This is a genomic window from Azospirillum sp. TSH20 (assembly GCF_003115935.1).
Lineage (GTDB): Bacteria > Pseudomonadota > Alphaproteobacteria > Azospirillales > Azospirillaceae > Azospirillum.
Window position 1 is genome coordinate 37,438 of sequence record NZ_LGQU01000054.1, and the last position, 21,353, is coordinate 58,790.

Sequence of the window (21,353 nt, forward strand, 5' to 3'; positions counted from 1 at the left end):
CCTGACGCGACCGATTTCAGCCATGAAGACGCTGTTCCTGCTGCGCCACGCTAAATCCTCCTGGGACGATCCGTCGCTGGGCGACCACGACCGGCCGCTGAATGCCCGTGGCGAGAAGGCGGCCACCCTGGTCGGCGGCCATCTGGCCAAGCATCACGCCCACATCGACCTCGTCCTGTGTTCCACAGCGGTGCGAGCGGTGGAGACACGCAAGCGCGTGATGGCGGCCATCGGCGCGCCATACCCACCGGTGGAGCATGAGCGGGGACTTTACCTGTGCGGCGCCCGCACGCTGCTGGAACGGCTGCGCGACGCGCCGGATAGGGCGACCGGCCTGATGCTGGTGGCGCACAATCCGGACCTGCACGAGCTGGCGAACGCCCTGACCGGCAGCGGCGACCATGGGCTGCGCCATGCGCTGGCCGACAAGTTTCCGACCGGCGCCTGCGCCGTGCTGGTCTTCGAAACGCTGCATTGGGCCGACCTGGAATTGGGGGCCGGGCGGCTGGCGGATTTTGTGCAGCCGCGTAAACTCTCTTAACCTGCGGCGACGGTTGGGGTATCCACGGAGCCACCTGGTTCATTCGAGGCCGCGCTCCGGCCGGATTCGGGAGGATGCCGACCCTTGCCACCCGCCATTCCGCCCGTCAGCCCGTCCGTACTTCCCGATGCGCAGCCCTCAACCCCCGCCGCTTTCCGCGAGGTGGAGCTGAAGCTCCATGCCGCATCGGCGGATCTGGCTCGGGTTGCCTCCCTTCCGGGGCTGCTGGCGCTGGCCGACGGGCCGGCGACGACGCAGCGGCTGCGCACCGCCTATTTCGACACCCCCGACCTGAAGCTGGCGGCGAACGGCGTGGCGTTGCGCGTGCGGCAGGAGGGCGACCGCTTCATCCAGACGCTGAAGACCGTGAACAGCGCCAGCCCCGGCGATTCCGCCGCCGTGGCGGTGCGGCGGGAATGGGAATGGGTCGTCGCGGGCGAAGCGGTGGATATCGGCGTGCTGAGCGATCCCGGCGTCGCCGGGCTGGTTCCGGCGGCGGCACTCGATGCGCTGGACTGCCTGTTCATCACCGATTTCCGCCGCACCACCCTGCTGCTGCGCCCCGATACGCTGACGGCGGTCGAGCTGGCGGTGGATGACGGCGCCATTTATGCCGGCGGCAACTCTCTGCCGGTCGGCGAGGTGGAACTGGAGCTGAAGGCCGGCAAGGTCGCCAGCCTGTTCGACCTGGCGCTGACCCTGCAAGCCGCCATCCCCATGCGCATCGGCACCGAAAGCAAGGCGGAGGCGGGGCTGCGGCTGGTCACCGGCAAGGCGCCGGGGCCGGTGGAGGCCGAACCGCTCGGCCTGTCGCCGCTGACCACGGTGGCGGAGGCCTACCGGCACATCCTGCGGCAGGCGTTGCGCCAGTTCCTCGCCAACGAATCCTGCGCGCTTGCGGGCGGCGATGTGGAGGGGCTGCACCGCATGCGCGTCGCGTTGCGGCGGCTGCGCATCGCCCATCGCTTCTTCGCGCCGCTGGTCGCCTCCCCCGAGGCCGACCGGCTGGTGGAGGAAAGCCGCGCGCTCGCTAAGCGGCTGGGGCCGGCGCGCGGGTGGGACGTGCTGATGTCCGGCGTCATCGACCCGCTTCTCGCCAATCCGAAGGCAGCGCCGGGCATCGACCGCACGGCGTTGGAGCGGCTGGCCTCGCTCGCCCGGACCGCGGGTGCCGGACCGGCGCGGGAAGCGATGGCGGCGATCCTGGCACCGGGCTGCACGACCATGGTCCTGGCGCTCGCCGCGTGGCTGGAGCATGGCCGCTGGATGTCGGAGGCCGACGGCGACCGCCGGGCCGCGCTGTCGGCCCCGGTCACGACGGTGGCCGGCGGCTGGCTGTCGGCGCGGATGGCGAAGCTCGGCAAGACGGCGAAGCCGCCGGAGGATGCCAAGGCGCGCGACAAGCTGCGCCGGCGGCTGCGCACGCTGCGCTACACCGCAGACTTCTTCCGCGGCCTGTATCCGGAGGCCGCCACCCTGCCCTTCTTCGCGGCGCTGGAACCGTTGCAGGCGGCGCTGGACGCCGAGCAGGACGCCATCACCGGCGCCCGCATGCTGGGATCGTTGAAGGGAGGGGAACAGAAGACGGCCGCTGCCGTCGCCGCCTGGATCGACCGCCAGTCAGACAAGCGGCGCAAGGCGCTGCCCGATCTGTGGAAGCGCTTCCGCGCGGTGCCGCCCTTCTGGTCATGACCGACCCGCGCCGGGCGCCGGTGGCAATGGCGCGCCCAGCGCATATATCGTCAGCCGGCCGGCCTTAGGGGCACCGCTTTTCGGCCGGCCGTTTTTCGTCATGCGTCGCGGCGCCTTGCCGCTTTCCATCCGGAAAAGCTTCGGGTAAAAGAACACTCCATGAACAAGTACATCAGCGTCCGCGGCGCGCGGGAACATAACCTGAAGAACGTCGATGTGGATCTGCCGCGCGACGAGCTGATCGTCATCACCGGCCTGTCGGGATCGGGCAAGTCATCGCTTGCCTTCGACACGATCTATGCCGAGGGGCAGCGGCGCTATGTGGAGAGCCTGTCGGCCTACGCGCGCCAGTTCCTGGAGCTGATGCAGAAGCCGGATGTCGATTCGATCGAGGGGCTGTCGCCGGCCATCTCCATCGAACAGAAGACGACGTCGAAGAATCCGCGCTCCACCGTCGGCACGGTGACGGAGATCTACGACTACATGCGCCTCTTGTGGGCGCGCGTCGGCATCCCCTATTCGCCGGCCACCGGCCTGCCCATCGAAAGCCAGACGGTCAGCCAGATGGTCGACCGCATCATGGCGATGCCGGAGGGCACGCGCCTGCTGCTGCTGGCCCCCTTCGTCCGCGGCCGCAAGGGCGAGTACAAGAAGGAAATCCAGGACCTGCGCAAGCGCGGCTTCCAGCGCGTGCGGGTCGACGGCACCATGTACGAGATCGACGAGGTGCCGGCGCTCAACAAGAAGCTGAAGCACGACATCGAGGTGGTGGTCGACCGCATCGTAGTGCGCGAGGGGCTGGGCAACCGTCTGGCCGATTCGCTGGAAACCGCGCTGGGGCTGGCCGACGGCATCGTCTGGGTCGAGAATGCCGAGACCAACGAGCAGACCGTCTTCTCGCAGAAGTTCGCCTGCCCGGTCAGCGGCTTCACCATTCCGGAGATCGAGCCGCGGTTGTTCTCCTTCAACAACCCGTTCGGCGCCTGCCCGGCCTGCGACGGGCTGGGCAGCAAGATCTATTTCGACCCGATGCTGGTGGTGCCGGACGAGCGGCTGACGCTCGCCAAGGGTGCCATCGCGCCGTGGGCCGGATCGACCTCGAAATATTACGACCAGACGCTGGAAAGCATCTGCGAGCATTTCGGCGCGTCGATGACCACGCCCTGGCAGGATCTGCCGGAAAAGGTGCGCCAGACCATCCTGTTCGGCTCCGGCGGCTCGGCCATCACTATGACCTATGACGACGGGCTGCGGCGCTACCAGACCAACAAGCCGTTCGAGGGCATCGTCAACAATCTGGAACGGCGCTATCGCGAGACCGACAGCGCCTGGACGCGCGACGAGCTGTCGAAATACCAGTCCTCCCAGCCCTGCGAGGTCTGCAAGGGCGCGCGGCTGAAGCCGGAGGCGCTGGCGGTCAAGATCCGCGGTCGCAACATCTCGGAGGCGGCGGAACTGTCCATCGCCGGCGCCGGTGCGTGGTTCAGCGAGTTGAACGAGCATCTGCGCCCCAAAGACCGCGAGATCGCCTATCGCATCCTCAAGGAGATCAACGAGCGGCTGGGATTCCTCAATGCCGTCGGGCTTGAGTATCTGACGCTCAGCCGCGGGTCGGGCACACTGTCCGGCGGCGAGAGCCAGCGGATCCGGCTGGCCTCGCAGATCGGCTCCGGCCTGACCGGCGTGCTTTATGTGCTGGACGAACCGTCCATCGGCCTGCACCAGCGCGACAACGACCGGCTGCTGGAGACGCTGAAGCGTCTGCGCGACATCGGCAACACCGTTATCGTCGTCGAGCATGACGAGGACGCCATCCGCAGCGCCGACTATCTGGTCGACATGGGTCCCGGCGCCGGCCAGCATGGCGGGACCGTCATCGCCCAGGGCCGCCCGGAGGAGGTTCAGAAGAACCCCAACAGCATCACCGCCCAGTATCTGAACGGCACCCGCTTCGTGCCCGTGCCCGACACCCGCCGGCCCGGCCATCCCGGCCAGTTCCTGGAGGTGCAGGGCGCCCGAGCCAACAATCTGCAGAACGTCTCGACCAAGATTCCGCTCGGCACCTTCACGTGCGTGACCGGCGTGTCGGGCGGCGGCAAGTCGACGCTGATCATCGAGACGCTCTACAAGGCGGTTGCGCGCAAGCTGATGGGCGCCCGCGAGCATCCGGCGGACCATGACGCGGTGCTGGGGCTGGAGCATCTGGACAAGGTCATCGACATCGACCAGTCGCCGATCGGCCGCACCCCGCGCTCCAACCCCGCGACCTACACCGGCGCCTTCACGCCGATCCGCGACTGGTTCGCCGGCCTGCCGGAATCGAAGGCGCGCGGCTACGGCCCCGGCCGATTCTCCTTCAACGTCAAGGGCGGGCGTTGCGAGGCCTGCCAGGGCGACGGCGTCATCAAGATCGAGATGCACTTCCTGCCCGACGTCTACGTCACCTGCGACGTCTGCCACGGCAAGCGCTACAACCGCGAGACGCTGGAGGTAACCTACCGCGACAAGACCATCGCCGACGTGCTGGATATGACGGTCGAGGAGGGCAAGGAGTTCTTCAAGGCCGTCCCCGGCATCCGCGACAAGATGGACACGCTGGAGCGGGTCGGCCTCGGCTACATCCACATCGGGCAGGCGGCGACCACGCTGTCTGGCGGCGAGGCGCAGCGCGTCAAGTTGTCCAAGGAACTGAGCCGCCGCGCCACCGGCCGCACGCTGTACATCTTGGACGAGCCGACCACCGGTCTGCATTTCGCCGACGTCGAAAAGCTGATGGAGGTGCTGCATGCGCTGGTCGACCAGGGCAACACGGTGCTGGTGATCGAGCACAATCTGGAGGTCATCAAGACCGCTGACTGGATCATCGATCTGGGTCCGGAGGGCGGCACCGGCGGCGGCGAGATCGTCGCCGAAGGCACCCCGGAGGATGTCGCAAAGGTGGAGCGGAGCTATACCGGACGCTACCTCGCCCCCTACCTGAAGGCGAAGCCGGCGGTGCGGAAATCGGCAACCCGAAAGAGGGCGTGAACAAACACAAGCTGCGCCACGTTCTCCCCTGCAGAGTTCGCATTGCATGGGAGACGAGAGGCATGAGCAAGACGCTTCTGACCGGCTTGGGGGCCGCCGTGGGTGCGGCCCTCCTGCTGGCGGCCTGCGGGTCTGACAAATCCACCACCAGCACGACGACCACGACGACCACCAGCCCCGGCTATGGTTCGACGGCCGTGCCGCCGCCGCCCACCGGTTCCACCACCGTCGAGCGCAGCACGACGACGAAGAGCGAGTGAGCCGTCGCTCCGGTTGACGTTTCTGGCTCGATGTTCTGACTGACTCCTGATCGACTTGCAGCCGGCCTTCTTTGCGGGGGCCGGCCTTTTCCTGTGACCGTATCCTGTTCTGAATTGTGTTAAACTGCGGTCATGATGAACCCGGTACGCCTGCGCGCTCTCGACGCCGTGAAGCGCATAGTCCTTGAGCAATTGGCGGGGCATCCAGCCCGCGTCTACCTGTTCGGCTCCTGTGCCCGCGGCGACGTAGGGCACTGGAGTGACATCGACGTAGCCATCGACCCGCTCGAACCGCTTCCTCCCGGTCTGATCGGGGAGATCAACGAAGAGTTGGAAGAGAGCACTGTTCCATACTTCGTCGATGTGGTGGACCTGCGGACGGCTGGACAGGAGGTCCGGCAGGAGGTCGAACGGGAAGGTATAGAATGGACAAGGTAAGCCGGAAGCTCGACAACGCACGCCAAGCCCTGGCACGTTTTCAGGAGGTCCTCGCCCGCCCCGTTGATGATGTCGTTCGCGATTCCGCAATTCTGCGCTTCACCTTGGCAAGCGAGACGGCCTGGAAAGCTGCAAGGTCGGTGATCGACGACCAGATGGGAGCCGAACACCTCACTTCGGCAAGTCCGAAAGCCATGGTCCGAGAAAGCCAGATTGCCGGCTTTCTGACTGAGGAGCAGGCTGAGGCGGCAATGAGAATGATGAACGACCGTAATCTGACGATTCACACCTACGATGAAGAAAAGGCGAACGAGCTGTTTTCGCGCCTACCTGCCCATGCCGCACTCATTGAATCCTGGATCTCGGCGATGCAGAGCGCCATAACCCGCCCCTGATCCGCCTGCTCCTACAGTGTTCTGGAAAGTCCAATGACCGACACCCTTCGCCCCGTCCATGTCATCGGCGGCGGTCTCGCCGGCTCGGAAGCCGCGTGGCAGCTCGCCTCCCGCGGCGTGCCCGTCGTGCTGCACGAGATGCGGCCGGTCCGCAAGACAGAGGCCCACGACACCGACAAGCTGGCGGAGCTGGTCTGCTCCAACTCCTTCCGGTCGGACGATGCCGAATACAATGCGGTGGGACTGCTGCATGAGGAGATGCGGCGCTGCGGCTCGCTGATCCTGCGCTGCGCCGACGCGCACAAGGTGCCGGCCGGCGGCGCGCTCGCCATGGACCGCGACGGCTTTGCCGATGCGGTGACGGAGGCCGTCTCCACCCACCCCCTCATCACCATCCAGCGCGAGGAGGTCGCCGGCCTGCCGCCGGAGGAGTGGGACAGCGTCATCGTCGCCACCGGCCCCCTCACCTCCCCGGCCCTGGCCGAGGCGGTGCGCAGCCAGACCGGCGAGGAGTCGCTGGCCTTCTTCGACGCCATCGCGCCGATCGTCTATCTGGAGAGCATCGACCTGTCGAAGGCGTGGTTCCAGTCGCGCTACGACAAGCCCGGCCCCGGCGGCACCGGCAAGGACTACATCAACTGCGCCTTCGAGAAGGATGACTACCGTGCCTTCATCGACGCGCTGATCACCGGCGAGAAACTGGACTTCAAGGAGTGGGAGAAGAACACCCCCTACTTCGAAGGCTGCCTGCCGATCGAGGTGATGGCGGAGCGCGGCGTCGACACCCTACGCTACGGGCCGATGAAGCCGGTCGGCCTGACCAACCCGCACAAGCCGGAACGCCGGCCCTATGCGGTGGTCCAGCTGCGCCAGGACAATGCGCTGGGCACGCTGTACAACCTCGTCGGCTTCCAGACCAAGCTGCGCCATGCCGAACAGGCGCGCATCTTCCGCATGATCCCCGGCCTGGAGAACGCCGAGTTCGCGCGGCTGGGCGGCATGCACCGGAACACCTTCCTGAACAGCCCGCGCATCCTCGATGGCGCCCTGCGACTGAAGTCGCTGCCGCGCCTGCGATTCGCCGGGCAGGTCACCGGCTGCGAGGGCTATGTCGAGAGTGCAGCCGTCGGCCTGCTCGCCGGCCGCTTCGCCGCCGCGGAGCGTCTGGGCCAGGAAATCAGCACGCCGCCGGTGACTACGGCGCTCGGCGCCATCCTCGGCCACATCACCGGTGGAGCCGAGGTGGAGACGTACCAGCCGATGAACGTCAATTTCGGCCTGTTCCCTCCGGTGGACGACAAGATCCGGGGCCGCGACCGCAAGCTTGCCTACACCCGCCGGGCTCTGGCCGATCTCGACGGCTGGTTGAAGGACTGACCGGCAATCGCAAGCGCGGGCGTCAGTAGCGCCCGCGCATCGCCGCCCAGCCCAGCCGAAGCTGACGGAACGGGTTGGCCAGCATCACGCGCGGGGCAAACACGTCGTTGTCCTCCCGCGCGATCACGCTCAGATGCAGGTCGGCCAGCGTCGCCGGCAGCAGCGCCGGAACCGCGGCCTTGGGCACCTCGCGGCGCAGGGCGCGGGCCTCGGCCAGATGCTTGCGGGCGACCTCGGCGATCTCCCCCACCACCGGCCGCAGCTGCGGCGTCGAGCGGCCGGCGAACAGATCCTCGCTGCCGGCGCCATGCCGCTGCATCAGGTCGTCCGGCAGACGCTGCCGGTGCTGGCGGGCGAGGAAGGGAACCGCGCGCAGAATGCCCGAAAGGGCATAGGCGATGCCGACATGACGCGCGGCCGTCATCGCCGCCGCATCCCGCACGCCAACGATTTCCAGGGCCAACTGGACCAGCGGCGCCCCCGTCACCTCGGCATAATTGACGAGACAGGTCAGGTCGGCCGGTGGCGTATCGTCCAGATCGGCTTCGCGCGCGTCAATCAGCCGGTCGAACAGGGCACGGCTCAGCCCCAGTCCGCGCGCGGCCTGGGCCAGCGGCTCCATCACCTCGTGGCGCGGTACGGATCCATCCTCATAGACGGCTTCGATGCCGTCGCGCCAGAATTGCAGCCGCATCTGGCCCAGGATCGGTTCGCTGACCACCTCGCGCGTCTTCGCGATCTCCAGGTTGAAGGCGTAGAGCGCAAAAGTCGCCTCCCGCCTGTCGGCTGGGGTAAACAAACCTGCCAGAAAGTGGTCGTTGTCATATTTCCGAACCTCCCGTCCGCAATAGGACAGGTCGGTCGCAGCCTTCACCATGTGATGCTCGATTGGAAAAAGAGGGGAGGAGCGATGGAAGGACGGGCCAAAGCCAGTTGCTACGCCTATATGAAGCACACACGGTCGCACCGCCAGCCCCGACGCGCAGCAGGCAGGGATCCCATGACGGATTTCAATATCGCCCCGACGAAACCCCGCAAGACCGGCCCGGTCGCCCGCAAGGACGAGACGGGTGAGAATTTCCCGGTCGCCTCCCGCCTGATTCCGAAGCACCTGCGTCCCCATGTGATCGCTTTCTACCGCTTCGTGCGTCTGGCCGACGATATCGCCGACGATCCGGATCTCGAACCGGAGACCAAGCTGGCCTATCTGGAGGCGCTGGAACGGGCGCTGACCTCCGGCCAAGCCAAGCACGCTTATCTGAAGCCGGCCACCGAGCTGCGCGAGAGCCTGCAGAAGACCGGGGTCAGCGACCGCCATGCCCGCCAGATCCTGCGCGCCTTCCGCCGCGACTCCGTCGGTGCCCGCTGCCACAGCTGGAGCGATCTGCTTCTCTACTGCCGCTTCTCCGCCAACCCGGTCGGCCGCTACCTGCTGGATCTGCATGGCGAGGGGGTGGCCGCCGGGCCGGCGTCGGACGCGCTGTGCTCCGCGCTGCAGGTATTGAACCATCTGCAGGACGCGCGGGAGGACTGGACCCAGCTCGGCCGCTGCTACATCCCGCTGGCCTGGTTCGACGAGGCGGGAATCAGCGTCGAACGCCTGGTGGAGGTCGAGAGCGACGCCCGCATGCGCGCCATCTTCGATCAGGCGCTGGAGCATACCGACCGGCTGCTGGAGCGTGCCGCCGCCCTGCCCGGCCTGATCCAGCACCGTGGCCTGCGGATGGAGGCGGCGGTGATCCTCAGCCTCGCCGAATCGCTGTCGCGGCGGCTGAAAGCGCGTGACCCGATGAAGGCGCGGGTTACCCTGGGCGCCCATCACAAGCTGGCCGCCGTGGCGCGGGGGCTGGCGCGGAGCTTCTCCGCCGCATAAACTCCGGGGCCACACGTCGCGACGTGCGCCAAAATGCACGTCAGGACGGGCAATGCCCAGGATGCTACAGATGACCCCTCCGCCGCTGGAGACGGCCCCGCTGGAACCGGTATCCACGACGTTGCCGGACGACAAGTCACCCGATACGGCGACCAGCGTCACCGCGAAATCGGGCAGCACCTTCTACTGGCCGATGCGTCTGCTGCCCGCGTCCAAGCGGGCGGCGATGTTCGCGATCTATGCCTTCTGCCGCCGCATCGACGACATCGCCGACGATCCGGGCGAGCCCGCCGCCAAACGGGCGGCGTTGGACGTCTGGCGGTGCGACATCCGTGATCTCTATGTCGGCGGGGCTCCCGGCGGCCCGCTGACCTCGGCACTGAAGGGCGCGATCGAGCGGTACGGCCTGCCACGGGCGGAGCTGGAGGCCCTGATCGACGGCATGGCGATGGATGTCGCTGGCGAGGCACCCGGTTCCGGCGGCATGCGGGCGCCCGACCTCGATACGCTCCGGCTCTATTGCCGCAGGGTCGCCGGTGCCGTCGGCATGCTGGCGATTCGCGTGTTCGACCGCGCCGATCCGGCAACGGAGCGCTTCGCCCTGGCATTGGGCGAGGCCCTGCAGCTCACCAACATCCTTCGTGATCTGGCTGAGGATGCCGAATTGGACCGGCTCTACCTGCCGCGGGAACTTCTGCTGGCCGCCGGCATCGACAGCGACCGCCCGGACGAGGTCCTGGCCCATCCCGCCCTGCCCCGCGCCTGCGAGGCGCTGGCCGAACTGGCCGAGGCCCGCTTCGCCGAAGCGCGCTCCGCCATCGCAGGTCATGCGCGGGGTTCGCTGTGGGCGGCCACCGCCATGATGGTGCTGTATCACCGGCTGCTGAGACGCCTGCGTGCCGCCGGCTGGCGCGACCTGAACGCGCGTGTCCGGGTCGGCCGGCGTGAAAGCGCCTGGGTGGCGGTGCGCTGCATGCTCGGCTTCCCCCCGGCCGCCTGATGAGCGAGGCGGGCATCGTCCATGTGATCGGCGCCGGGCTGGCCGGGTTGGCCGCCGCCGTCCGGCTGGCGGAGGCCGGTCGGCGTGTCGCGGTCTATGAGCAGGCTCCGCAGGCCGGTGGGCGTTGCCGCAGCTTTCACGACGCCACGCTCGGCCGGTCGATCGACAACGGCAACCATATGGTGCTCAGCGGCAATCGGGAGCTTCTCAACTATGCGAAGCGGACCGGCGGTAGCGATGCACTGGAAGAGTTGCGGCCGGCGGCCTTTCCCTTCCTCGACCTGCGCGACGGCGCCAGTTGGACGCTTCGCCCTGGCGGGCTGTGGTTATTCGACCCGGCCCGCCGGGTGCCCGGCAGCCGGCCGCGAGACTATCTGGCATCACTCCGTTGCCTGACCGCCCGGCGGGGGCAGTCGGTCGCCGATTGCCTGTCACCCAACGGAATGCTGTTCGAGCCGCTGTGGCGCCCGCTGGCGGTCTCCGCGCTCAATGGGCCGGTGGAGCGCGTCTCCGCCCGTCTGTTCGGCGCCGTGCTGCGCGAGACGCTGTTGCGTGGCGAGGCGGCCTGCCGGCCGGTGCTGGCTCCGCGTGGCCTGTCCGCCGCCTTCGTCGATCCGGTGCTGGCACGGCTGCGGGCCGCCGGTGCGGCGCTGCATCTCGGCGCGCGGGTGGAGGGGCTGACCTTCGACGAGGACCGCGTGACCGGCTTTTCCGCCGGCGGCAGTGCGGTTGCGCTCGGTCCGCTCGACAGCGTGGTTCTCGCCGCGCCGGCCTGGGTGGCGGAGCGACTGGTGCCGGGGCTGACCGTGCCGCCGCCGGGTCCGGCCATCGTCAACCTACATGTCCGACTGGACGGGTCGGTGCGGCTGCCGGGCGGCCTCCCCTTCGTCGGGCTGGTCGGCGGCACCGCGGAATGGCTGTTCGCCCGCGACGACCTGCTGTCGGTCACTGTCAGTGACGCCGACACGCTGGCCAACCTGCCGGCCGAGGAGATCGCTGCCCGACTGTGGGCCGAGATCGCCCCGCACCTGCGACTCGGAGGTGCGACACCGCCCTTCCGCGTGGTGAAAGAGCGGCGGGCGACGCCGGAGCAGTCGCCCGAATCGGTCGCGCGCCGTCCGGGCGCCCGCACCCGCTGGAGCAACCTGACGCTGGCCGGCGACTGGACGGAAACGGGGCTTCCTGCCACGTTGGAGGCTGCCGTGCGCTCGGGAAACCGGGCTGCCGATGCCACTTTATCGAATGGAAATAACCCTATACGACGGTCGGGACCGTTTCCGGCCTTCACAAGCTTCCGTCATCGGCCTATTTGGACGGACGGAGGTGCCGTGCTCGCAAGGCCCGGCCCGGAAGGACAATCAAAGAAGAGAGGGTAAATCAAATGGCGTTCGAACTTCCGCCGCTTCCGTATGCGTACGACGCTCTGGCTCCGTACATCTCGTCGGAGACCCTGCACCTGCACCATGACAAGCACCACCAGACCTACGTCACCAACCTGAACAACCTGACCAAGGACACCCCGCTGGCCAACGCCAGCCTGGAGGAGGTCATCAAGGCTTCCGCCGGCGACGCGTCCAAGGTCGGCATCTTCAACAACGCCGCCCAGGTGTGGAACCACACCTTCTTCTGGCAGTGCCTGAAGAAGGACGGCGGCAAGATGCCGGCGGCCCTGGAGCAGCGCATCGTCGCCGACTTCGGAAGCGTCGAGAAGTTCAAGGAAGAGCTGACCCAGGCCGCCCTGACCCAGTTCGGCTCGGGCTGGGCCTGGCTGTACCTGGACGGCGGCAAGCTGAAGGTCGGCAAGACCGGCAACGCCGACACCCCGCTGGCGCACGGCCAGAAGCCGCTGTTCACCATCGACGTGTGGGAGCATGCCTACTACGTCGATTTCCAGAACCGCCGCGCCGACTTCGTCAAGGCGGTCATCGACAACCTCGCCAACTGGGACTTCGCCGCCGAGCAACTGGCTGCGTAATTTTCCATTCCCCCCTCCCCTGCGAAAGCGGGGGAGGGTCGGGGTGGGGGCAAGCGCCGCCAGGTCTTGCCAAAAACGAAGGCGCCCCTTTTGGGGGGGCGCCTTCGTCGTTTCCAGTGCTGTGGCTTGCCTTAAACCGGCAGCATCGCCGCCGCGACCCGCCGGCCTTCGGCCAGCAGGACGTTGTAGGTGCGGCAGACCGCCCGGCTGTCCATCAGCTCCACCACCACGCCCTGTTCGCGCAGGCCGAGGCGCAGGTCCTTCGGGATCATCCGCATGGTGGGGCCTGTGCCGAGCAGAAGGATTTCCACCTTCGGCTCCGCCTCAAGCACGGGGGTGAAGTGGCCCACCGACAGGGAGGCGGCGTCGGACGCCTCCCATGCCAGGGTGCGGTCGGGCAGGACGATCACCGCGCCGACGCGCCACTGGCCGGAAATGCAGAACTGTCCCGGACCATAGCCGTCGATGACCTGACGGTCAGACGGGATCATCGGCATGATGTCGGCCATGCTGCCCTCTCCTTCCCCAAACGTCCGGCGTTACGGCGTGGTCGCCGGGGTGTTGCCCGCCGAGGCGGCATCGGGCGTACCGCGCCGCAGGCGGTTCTCGCCAAGGAACAGCAAGATGGGGGCGGCGATGAACACCGACGAGCTGGTCGCAAGGATAACGCCGAAGATCAGCACGATGCCGAAGTCCTGCAGCGCCTCGCCGCCGAACAGCGCCAGCGGAATGATCGACAGCAGGGTGCAGACGGAGGTGCCGACGGTGCGGTTCAGCGTCTCGTTGATCGACATGTCGATCAGGTCGCGCAGCGGCATCTTCTTGTAGATGCGAAGATTCTCGCGCATGCGGTCATAGACCACCACCTTGTCGTTCACCGAATACCCCATGACGGTCAGGATCGCCGCCACGGCCGTCAGGTTGAACTGGATGTCGGTGATGGCGTAGAAGCCGACGATCTTGGTGATGTCGAGGATCAGCGTCACCACCGCGCCGAAGCCGAACTGCCATTCGAAGCGGAACCAGATGTAGACCAGCATCGCCAGCATGGCGAGGCCCAGCGCCAGCATGCCGTTGGCGAACAGTTCGCCGCTGACCGACGCGCCGACCGCTTCGACACGGCGGACCTGGGTGCCGGGGATCGCCTGCGCCAGCGTGTTGCGCACCTTGTCGGCGGCCACCTGCTGGGCGGCATCGTCGCCGGGCTGGCGTTCCAGGCGGATCAGCACGTCCTGCGTCGATCCGAACTCCTGCAACGCCACCTGCCCCATGCCAAGGCCGGACAGGGTATGGCGCAGCGAGGCGAAGTCGGCGGCCTGGGGCGTACGGGCTTCGATGACGATGCCGCCACGGAAGTCGATGCCGTAATTCAGGCCGGGGTGGAAGAACAGGATGACGGACGCGATGGACAGGATCGCCGACACGACGAGGCCGGCGATGCGGCCGTTCATGAACGGGATCTTGGTGTTGTCGGGGACGAGGCGGAGATGGAACATCGTAAGACCTCTCAGACCGGCAACGCGGCCGGACGCGTCCGGCGCAGCCAGGTCACCATCATCAGGCGCACGAGCACCGTGGCGGTGAACATGGAGATGAGGATGCCGAAGGTGATGGTGACGGCGAAGCCCTTGATGGTGCCGGTGCCGAAGACGAACAGCAGCGCCATCTTGATGGCCGTCGTCAGGTTGGAGTCGACGATGGTGCTGTAGGCGCGACTGAAACCGGCCTCCATCGAGGCGAAGACCCCGCGGCCCTTCTTCGTCTCTTCGCGGATGCGCTCGTTGATCAGGATGTTGGCGTCGACCGCCAGACCCAGCGTCAGCAGGATGCCGGCGATGCCCGGCAGCGTCAGCGTGGCGTGCAGCAGCGACAGCGCCGCGATGGTCAGCACGATGTTGACGAGCAGGGCGAAGCAGGCGAAGGCACCGAACAGCCCGTAGCAGGCGATCATGTAGACGCAGACCATCAGGAAGCCGACGACGACGGCGGTCAGGCCGGCGCGGATCGAATCGGCGCCCAGGTCGGGCCCGACGGTCCGCTCCTCGATCACCTTCAGCGGGGCCGGCAGGGCGCCGGCGCGCAGCAGGACGGCGAGGTCGTTGGCGTTGGCGGCGGTGAAGTTGCCGCTGATCTGGCCGCGGCCGCCGGTGATCGGCTCGCGGATGACGGGGGCGCTGATGACCTTGTTGTCGAGCACGATGGCGAAGGGCCGGCCGACATTCTGCTTGGTCACCTCGGCGAAGCGGTTGGCGCCCGCCGTGTTGAATTCGAAATTCACCACCCATTCGCCGGTCTGCGGGTTGGTGCCGGCCGATGCGTTCTGCAGCGTGGCGCCGTCGACCTCGACCTTCTTGCGGATGACATATTTGGACTGGTAGCGGTCGCCTTCGGCCGACGGCAGGATCTCCGACCCCGGAGGGGCGCGGCCGGTGCTGGGATCGGCGTTCACGTCGACCAGCCGGAAGGTCATCTTGGCGGTGGTGCCCAGCAGCCGCTTGATGCGGTCGGGGTCTTCCACGCCGGGCAGCTGGACCAGGATGCGGTCGTTGCCCTGGCGGGCGATGGTCGGCTCGTTCACGCCGGTCTCGTCGATGCGGCGGCGGACGATCTCGATCGACTGTTCGATGGCCTGGGTGGCGCGGTCGCGCAGCGCGACCTCGCTCAGCGCCACGGTCACCGTGCTGCCGTTGACGGTCACGTCCAGGTCCGGCTGCCCACCGCCAAGCGCCGTGCGGCCCACCGGGCTGGAGAGCTGGCGCAGGGCCTTCACCGCCTCTTCGGCCTGGGCCGGGTCGCGCAGCTGGACGGTCACGGCGCGCTCGCCGGCGTTCAGCGCGGTGTAGCCGATATTGGCGGTGCGCAGTTGCTGCCGGGCGCCATCGACCAGACCTTCCACCCGGTCGCGGATGACGGTGGCCATGTCGACTTCAAGCAACAGATGCGATCCGCCGCGCAGGTCGAGACCCAACGACACCCGGGTGTTGGCATACCAGGACGGCAACGCCGCCAGCGTGTCGCGGCCCAGGAAGTTGGGCAGCATCAGGATGAAGCCGGCGATGCAGGTCGCCAGGATCAGGTAAATCTTCCAGCGCGAAAAATAGAGCATGCGTCACTCGAATCCGATCAGACACCCGGTCCGGGCGACCGGTCCGCCGCTTGCGGGCGGACGACGGCCGGGCCGGACGGGAAGCGCCTTCGGGCCGACCCGCGGAAGAGGGGCCCGGCTGCGGCTTACTTGCGGCCGAACAGCTTGCCGATCCCGCCGGCGGCGGTGGTGTCGGCCGGCTTGGCCTCGCCCTCGGTGGCCGGGGTGGTGGCGTCGCCGCCGGACTTGCCGGCCGGCTCGGTCTTGGCGAGCACGAGGTTCACGGTGGAGCGCAGGCAGCGCACACGCACGTTCTCCGCGATCTCGACGGTGATCTCGTCGTCGGTGCCGACCTTGGTGACGGTGCCGATGATGCCGCCGCCGGTCACGACGCGGTCGCCGCGGCGGATGGCCGACAGCATGGTCTTATGCTCCTTCATCTTCTTCTGCTGCGGACGGATCAGCAGGAAGTAGAAGACGACGAAGATCAGGATCAGCGGCAGAAACTGGACGAGCATGTCACCGCCGCCGCCAGCCGGGGCCGCCGTCTGTGCATAAGCCGTCGAAACGAACATCTGGAAGCTCCTTACAGGTTTGGTCTCGGCACCCAATCGGCGTTCCGCCGGGACGCCGCGACTATAGCCGCCCATGACTGGGATGCAATGGTGATGCGCCACAATCCGCAGGGCGGCCACAGCTTGTGTGCTTGCCCTGCTGTGTTACCGTGCGAAGGCGTCGGAAAGATGGCTGCGCGGGCGCCCACTTTCCATGGAACATCCTGAAAAAATATCCGGAAAATTATGTCGCAATCCGTCAATAGCTCAGGCATGGGCGCTGGTGCAGATCAGTCGCTTCTCCCCCTGCTGACCCGCATCGCCGAGGCGCTGGAGCGTCTGGCCCCGCCGCCCGACCGGCCGCTGGACTTCGGCGGGGCGGACGCCTTCGTCTGGCATCCCGATCCCGACCGGCTCGAAGCGGTGCCGGTGGTCAACCGCGTCGACATCATGCTTCTGCAGGGGATCGAGCGGCAGCGGGAAATCCTGCTGGACAACACCCGCCGCTTCGCCGCCGGGCTGCCGGCCAACAACGCCCTGCTGTGGGGGGCGCGCGGCACCGGCAAAAGCTCGCTGGTCAAGGCGGCCCACGCCGCCATCTGCCTGGAGCGGCCGGGCGAGCTGGCGCTGGTGGAAATCCACCGGGAGGACATCCCCACCCTGCCCCGCCTGCTGACCCGTCTGAAGGGAGAGGCGCGGCGCTTCATCCTGTTCTGCGACGACCTGTCCTTCGACCATGACGACGCCCATTACAAGTCGCTGAAGGCAGTGCTGGACGGCGGCATCGAGGGACGGCCGGATAATGTGGTGTTCTACGCCACCTCCAACCGCCGCCACCTGATGCCGCGCGACATGATCGAGAACGAGCGGTCGACCGCCATCAACCCGGCGGAGGCGGTGGAGGAGAAGGTGTCGCTGTCCGACCGCTTCGGGCTGTGGCTGGGCTTCCACAACTGCGACCAGGATACCTACTTCGCGATGATCGAGGGCTATGTCCGCCATTTCGGACTGGACATCCCGGCGGACCGGCTGCGCGCGGAGGCCGTGGAATGGTCGATCACGCGCGGAAGCCGGTCGGGCCGGGTGGCCTGGCAGTTCATCCAGGACCTGGCCGGTCGCCTCGGGCAGCCCCTTCGCTGACCTTGCGGTCCATCTGATCGCTCGGGTCGACGGCCTGGCTGCCCTTGCGCAGCTCGAAATGCAGCTGGGGCGAGGATACGCCGCCGGTCTGGCCGACCCGGGCGATCACCTGCCCCCGCTTCACCGTCGCGCCGCGTTCCACCTCGATCTTGTCGAGATGGGCATAGGCGGTGATCCAGCCGTCGGAATGCTTCAGCAGCAGCAGGTTGCCGAAGCCGCGCAGCTCGTTGCCGGCGTAGGCGACCACGCCGTTGTCGGCGGCGACCACCGCGGTTCCCTTCGGCGCCGCGATGTTCAGGCCGTCATTGTGCAGCCCGTCGGGCTTCGGACCGAAGCCGGAGATCAGCTTGCCCTTCACCGGCCACAGGAAGCGGGCGCTGCCACGCGGCGGCGGCGCGCCGACTTCGGCCTTCGGCTCCGGCTTGGGCGGCGGCGCGGCGGTGGCCACCTCCTGCTGGGGCGCAGCCGGGGGCGGCGTGGTTGCCGCCGGGGCCGGGGCGGGGATCGGCGTCGGAGCCGGCTTGCTGCCGGGCGGCCGCAGCATCGTCGGCGCCTGCCCCGGCTGATAGGTCGTGTCACCCTGGGCGGCCGGCGCGGCGGGCGACTGCTGGGCCGACGGCTCCGGCATGGCGCCCGGCTTCGACGGCGGCGGCAGCGGCGTGGCCGAGATGCCGCCCGACGGGGAGGATGCACCCGGCGGCGGCAGTTCGGCCGACTGGATCGAGCCAGACCCGGCGGTAGAGCCACCCGGCGCGTTCCCCTGCGGCGTCAGGGAGATGGCACCGCCACTCGCCACGCCGCCGGATGCCACCATGGTGCCGCTGCCGTCGTTGGCGCCCGGCAGGCGCAGGGGCTGGCCGACCTTCACGGCATAGGGCGGCGTCAGGTTGTTCAGCCGCGTCAGCTCGCTGACGTCGACATTGTACATGCGGGAGATGCTGTAAAGGCTGTCGCCCTTCTGCACGATGTACTGGCGCGAGGTCGGCAGGATCAGCCGCTGGCCGACCTCCAGCCGGTAGGGCGCCGCCAGCTTGTTCGCCTCGATCAGGTCGCGCAGGGGCACATTGTACCGGCGCGACAGGCTGTAGGCGCTGTCGCCCTTCTGCACCGTGATGGCGCCGCCGGCCGAATCCGGCACATCGGAGACGGTGGTGAAGGGGGCGAGCCCGCCCACCCGTTCGCAGGCGCCGAGCGCCAGGACGGCGGTGGACAGGACCATGGCGGACAGCAGGCGCTTGGGCATGGCGGATTTCATGCGGAACGGACCGGTTGCGGCGGGTCGGACAGCAGCGGAACGAAACGGACGGGCCACAGGTCCTCCCGGATAAGGCCAGCTTCGGAGCGCCGGAAACGCACGACCCTCTGGTCGCGGTGATCGGTCCCCAACGGAATGACCAAGACACCACCAACGGCGAGTTGATCCGTCAAGTCTTTTGGCGGCTCAGGCCCACCGGCGGCTGTGACCAGTATACGGGCGAAGGGCGCCTGCTCCGGCCAACCCCGCGTCCCGTCGCCGAGCCGCGTGGTGATATTGCCGATGTCGAGCGCCTTGAAACGCGCCTCCGCCTCGCACAGGAGCGGTTTCAGCCGCTCGATGGTGAAGACCCGGCGGCAGAGCCGCGACAGCACCGCCGCCTGATAGCCGGAGCCGGTGCCAACCTCCAGGACAAGATGCCGCGGCTGCAGCTCCAGCGCCTGGGTCATCAGACCGACCACCAGCGGCTGGCTGATGGTCTGCCCAAGGTCGATCGGCAGCGCCGTGTCCTCCCACGCCCGGTCCTGGAAGGCTTCCGGGACGAACAGCTCGCGCGGGATCCGCTCGATGGCCGCCAACACCTTGGTGTCGGTGACTCCGGCCCCGCGAAGGGCCATCAGCAAGCGGATCTTGCGCGGGTTGTATGTCACACGAAGGCCTGCCTCAACGTCTGCAGCGTCGGCGTGTGGGTGAGGTCGAGATAGACGGGCGTCACCGAGATGCCGCCGTTGAACACGACATGGATGTCGGTGTCGTCGGACACGTCCGCCTCGCCGCGCAGGGTGCCGATCCAGATATAGGGCTTGCCGCGCGGGTCCACACGCTCCAACAGCTCGTCGCCGATCTTGCGCTTGCCGTGGCGCACCACCTGAATGCCCGTCACCTCCGCCGCCGGGCGGGCCGGGAAGTTGACGTTCAGCAGCACGTTCTTCGGCCAGGCCACCGTCACGGCCTTGCGCACCACGTCGGCGCCATGGGCGGCGGCGGCGGACCAGTCGATCGGCTGGCCCGGCTCGTAATGCTGGCTCATGGCGATGGCGGGGACGTTCAGCAGCGTCGCCTCCATCGCCGCGGCGATGGTGCCGGAATAGGTCACGTCCTCGCCGATGTTGGAGCCCTGGTTGACGCCCGACAGAACCAGCGTCGGACGGGCGTCCTTCATCACGTGGTTGACCGCCAGCAACACGCAGTCGGTCGGCGTGCCATCGACGGTGAAGCGGCGTTCGTCCAGCTTGCGCAGGCGCAGCGGCCGGTTGATGGTCAGCGAATGGCTGGCCGCCGACTGCTCCATCTCCGGCGCGACGACCCAGACGTCGTCGGACAGTTCGCGCGCGATGGCTTCCAGGACCTTCAATCCCTGCGCATGGATGCCGTCGTCGTTGGTGACGAGGATGCGTGTCCGGGACAGGTCGAGCGGCAGGTCGAACATCAGATGGAAATCCTCTCCACTCCGCGCATGTAGGGACGGAGCGCTTCGGGAACCAGGATCGAACCGTCGGGCTGCTGGTAGTTCTCCAGCACCGCGATCAGGCAGCGCCCGACCGCCACACCCGATCCATTGAGGGTGTGCACGAATTGAGTTTGCTTCTCGCCCTTCGGCCTGCAACGGGCTTTCATCCGCCGCGCCTGGAAATCTCCGCAATTGGAGATGCTGGAGATCTCGCGGTAGGCGTTCTGACCGGGCAGCCAGACCTCGACGTCATAGGTCTTGCGCGAGGAGAAGCCCATGTCGCCGGTGCATAGAACGATGGTGCGGTAGGGCAGACCCAGCCGTTCCAGGATGGTTTCGGCGCAGCGGGTCATGCGCTGGTGCTCGTCCTCCGACTGTTCCGGCGTGGTGATGGCGACCATCTCCACCTTCCAGAACTGGTGCTGGCGGATCATGCCGCGGGTGTCGCGCCCGGCCGACCCGGCTTCGGCGCGGAAGCAGGGGGTCAGCGCGGTGTAGCGCAGCGGCAGCTCCTCAGACGCCACGATCTGGTCGTTGACCAGATTGGTCAGCGGAACCTCGCTGGTCGGGATCAGGTAATGGTCGGTCGAGGTGGTCTTGAACAGATCCTCCTCGAACTTCGGCAGCTGGCCGGTGCCGAACAGGGCGTTGTCGCGCACCATCAGCGGCGGCGCGATCTCGGTGAAGCCATGCTCCGACGTGTGGATGTCCAGCATGAAGTCGGCGAGCGCGCGTTCCAGCCGGGCCAGACCGCCCTTCAGCACGGTGAAGCGGGCGCCGGACATGCGGGCAGCCGCCTCGAAGTCCATCAGGCCCAGCGCCTCGCCCAGCTCGTAATGCTGCTTGGGGTTCGCGATGTCGGGCGGGGTGCCCCAGCGGCGGACCTCGACGTTGGCGGTCTCGTCCGGCCCCTCCGGCACGTCGTCGGCCGGGATGTTGGGCAGGCCGGCCAGGATCGCGTCGAGTTCGGCGCCGAGCGCGCGTTCCTCCTCCTCGACCTGGGGCAGGCGCTCCTTCAGGGTCGCCATCTCGTCCAGGATCGGCTGGGCATCGCGGCCTTCGCGCTTGGCGAGGCCGATTTCCTTCGCCGCCTCGTTCCGGCGGGCCTGCATTTCCTGCATCTGGGTCTGCGCGGCGCGGCGGCGGCCGTCGAGGTCGAGCACGGAGGACGACATCGGCGCCAATCCCCGGCGGCCAAGGCCGCGGTCGAAGGCTTCGGGATTCTCACGGATGGCGCGAAGGTCGTGCATGGCTCGAACAATCAACGAATTGTGTGGGGGATTGGTTATAC

The 21,353-nt window shown here is 67.8% G+C and carries 21 protein-coding genes; 12 read left to right on the forward strand and 9 right to left on the reverse strand.

Features of this window, described 5'->3' with window-relative positions:
* The first annotated feature begins 22 nt into the window (after window positions 1–22).
* From TSH20_RS15985 to trmFO, 7 genes are all read left to right on the forward strand, one after another.
* Complete coding sequence (locus TSH20_RS15985) at window positions 23–541, forward strand: histidine phosphatase family protein (RefSeq protein ID WP_109075670.1); 519 nt, start codon at window positions 23–25, stop codon at window positions 539–541.
* An 84-nt stretch (window positions 542–625) separates the two neighbouring features.
* Window positions 626–2,233, forward strand: a complete 1,608-nt coding sequence (locus TSH20_RS15990) for a CYTH and CHAD domain-containing protein (protein ID WP_109075671.1) — start codon at window positions 626–628, stop codon at window positions 2,231–2,233.
* 159 nt (window positions 2,234–2,392) lie between these two features.
* Window positions 2,393–5,260, forward strand: a complete 2,868-nt coding sequence (gene uvrA, locus TSH20_RS15995) for an excinuclease ABC subunit UvrA (RefSeq protein ID WP_109075672.1) — start codon at window positions 2,393–2,395, stop codon at window positions 5,258–5,260.
* Window positions 5,261–5,322: 62 nt separating this feature from the next.
* A complete protein-coding gene (locus TSH20_RS16000) occupies window positions 5,323–5,520 on the forward strand; it encodes a hypothetical protein (protein ID WP_109075673.1) in 198 nt (65 codons plus the stop codon).
* A 132-nt stretch (window positions 5,521–5,652) separates the two neighbouring features.
* Entirely contained in the window at window positions 5,653–5,958 is a 306-nt protein-coding gene (locus TSH20_RS16005; RefSeq protein WP_109075674.1) for a nucleotidyltransferase domain-containing protein, read from the forward strand.
* On the forward strand, window positions 5,946–6,353 hold the full coding sequence (locus TSH20_RS16010) for a nucleotidyltransferase substrate binding protein (RefSeq protein ID WP_109075675.1): 408 nt from the start codon (window positions 5,946–5,948) through the stop codon (window positions 6,351–6,353). Before TSH20_RS16005 ends, TSH20_RS16010 begins: the two co-directional genes overlap by 13 nt.
* Window positions 6,354–6,386: 33 nt before the next feature.
* The gene (trmFO, locus tag TSH20_RS16015) at window positions 6,387–7,730 is read left to right on the forward strand and encodes a methylenetetrahydrofolate--tRNA-(uracil(54)-C(5))-methyltransferase (FADH(2)-oxidizing) TrmFO (protein ID WP_109075676.1); all 1,344 of its coding nucleotides are present in this window, start codon (window positions 6,387–6,389) and stop codon (window positions 7,728–7,730) included.
* Between the two features lie 22 nt (window positions 7,731–7,752).
* Here the strand turns inward: trmFO and TSH20_RS16020 are convergent, their stop codons facing one another.
* Window positions 7,753–8,607, reverse strand: coding sequence for a phytoene/squalene synthase family protein (locus TSH20_RS16020; RefSeq protein WP_109075677.1), 855 nt, complete (start codon window positions 8,605–8,607; stop codon window positions 7,753–7,755).
* A gap of 123 nt (window positions 8,608–8,730) precedes the next feature.
* Between TSH20_RS16020 and hpnC the strand changes: the two genes are divergently transcribed.
* From hpnC to TSH20_RS16040, 4 genes are all read left to right on the forward strand, one after another.
* Window positions 8,731–9,603, forward strand: coding sequence for a squalene synthase HpnC (gene hpnC, locus TSH20_RS16025; protein WP_109075678.1), 873 nt, complete (start codon window positions 8,731–8,733; stop codon window positions 9,601–9,603).
* A gap of 70 nt (window positions 9,604–9,673) precedes the next feature.
* Window positions 9,674–10,603: a presqualene diphosphate synthase HpnD gene (gene hpnD / locus TSH20_RS16030; protein ID WP_109075679.1), complete on the forward strand. Its 930-nt coding sequence runs from the start codon at window positions 9,674–9,676 to the stop codon at window positions 10,601–10,603.
* Window positions 10,603–11,979, forward strand: a complete 1,377-nt coding sequence (hpnE, locus tag TSH20_RS16035) for a hydroxysqualene dehydroxylase HpnE (protein WP_109075680.1) — start codon at window positions 10,603–10,605, stop codon at window positions 11,977–11,979. The genes hpnD and hpnE overlap by 1 nt, the downstream gene beginning before the upstream one ends.
* Before the next feature lie 5 nt (window positions 11,980–11,984).
* The gene (locus tag TSH20_RS16040) at window positions 11,985–12,578 is read left to right on the forward strand and encodes a superoxide dismutase (protein ID WP_109075681.1); all 594 of its coding nucleotides are present in this window, start codon (window positions 11,985–11,987) and stop codon (window positions 12,576–12,578) included.
* Window positions 12,579–12,709: 131 nt separating this feature from the next.
* Here the strand turns inward: TSH20_RS16040 and TSH20_RS16045 are convergent, their stop codons facing one another.
* From TSH20_RS16045 to yajC, 4 genes are all read right to left on the reverse strand, one after another.
* Complete coding sequence (locus TSH20_RS16045) at window positions 12,710–13,087, reverse strand: Mth938-like domain-containing protein (RefSeq protein WP_109075682.1); 378 nt, start codon at window positions 13,085–13,087, stop codon at window positions 12,710–12,712.
* 30 nt (window positions 13,088–13,117) lie between these two features.
* On the reverse strand, window positions 13,118–14,074 hold the full coding sequence (secF, locus tag TSH20_RS16050; protein ID WP_109075683.1) for a protein translocase subunit SecF: 957 nt from the start codon (window positions 14,072–14,074) through the stop codon (window positions 13,118–13,120).
* An 11-nt stretch (window positions 14,075–14,085) separates the two neighbouring features.
* On the reverse strand, window positions 14,086–15,684 hold the full coding sequence (secD, locus tag TSH20_RS16055) for a protein translocase subunit SecD (RefSeq protein WP_109075684.1): 1,599 nt from the start codon (window positions 15,682–15,684) through the stop codon (window positions 14,086–14,088).
* Between the two features lie 125 nt (window positions 15,685–15,809).
* Complete coding sequence (gene yajC, locus TSH20_RS16060) at window positions 15,810–16,238, reverse strand: preprotein translocase subunit YajC (protein WP_109075685.1); 429 nt, start codon at window positions 16,236–16,238, stop codon at window positions 15,810–15,812.
* 252 nt (window positions 16,239–16,490) lie between these two features.
* On the opposite strand from yajC, the gene TSH20_RS16065 reads away from it, so the two are divergent.
* Complete coding sequence (locus TSH20_RS16065) at window positions 16,491–17,357, forward strand: ATP-binding protein (RefSeq protein WP_199231990.1); 867 nt, start codon at window positions 16,491–16,493, stop codon at window positions 17,355–17,357.
* Here the strand turns inward: TSH20_RS16065 and TSH20_RS16070 are convergent.
* Genes TSH20_RS16070 through serS form a run of 4 tightly spaced genes read right to left on the reverse strand, consistent with a single transcriptional unit; the run spans window position 17,314 to window position 21,312 of the window.
* A complete protein-coding gene (locus tag TSH20_RS16070; RefSeq protein WP_247871355.1) occupies window positions 17,314–18,600 on the reverse strand; it encodes a peptidoglycan DD-metalloendopeptidase family protein in 1,287 nt (428 codons plus the stop codon). The two genes, TSH20_RS16065 and TSH20_RS16070, sit on opposite strands and share 44 nt — an antisense overlap.
* A gap of 8 nt (window positions 18,601–18,608) precedes the next feature.
* Window positions 18,609–19,262: a protein-L-isoaspartate(D-aspartate) O-methyltransferase gene (locus tag TSH20_RS16075; RefSeq protein ID WP_109075688.1), complete on the reverse strand. Its 654-nt coding sequence runs from the start codon at window positions 19,260–19,262 to the stop codon at window positions 18,609–18,611.
* Window positions 19,259–20,041, reverse strand: coding sequence for a 5'/3'-nucleotidase SurE (surE, locus tag TSH20_RS16080; RefSeq protein WP_109075689.1), 783 nt, complete (start codon window positions 20,039–20,041; stop codon window positions 19,259–19,261). Before surE ends, TSH20_RS16075 begins: the two co-directional genes overlap by 4 nt.
* Window positions 20,041–21,312, reverse strand: coding sequence for a serine--tRNA ligase (serS, locus tag TSH20_RS16085; RefSeq protein ID WP_109075690.1), 1,272 nt, complete (start codon window positions 21,310–21,312; stop codon window positions 20,041–20,043). The genes surE and serS overlap by 1 nt, the downstream gene beginning before the upstream one ends.
* Window positions 21,313–21,353: the final 41 nt, after the last annotated feature.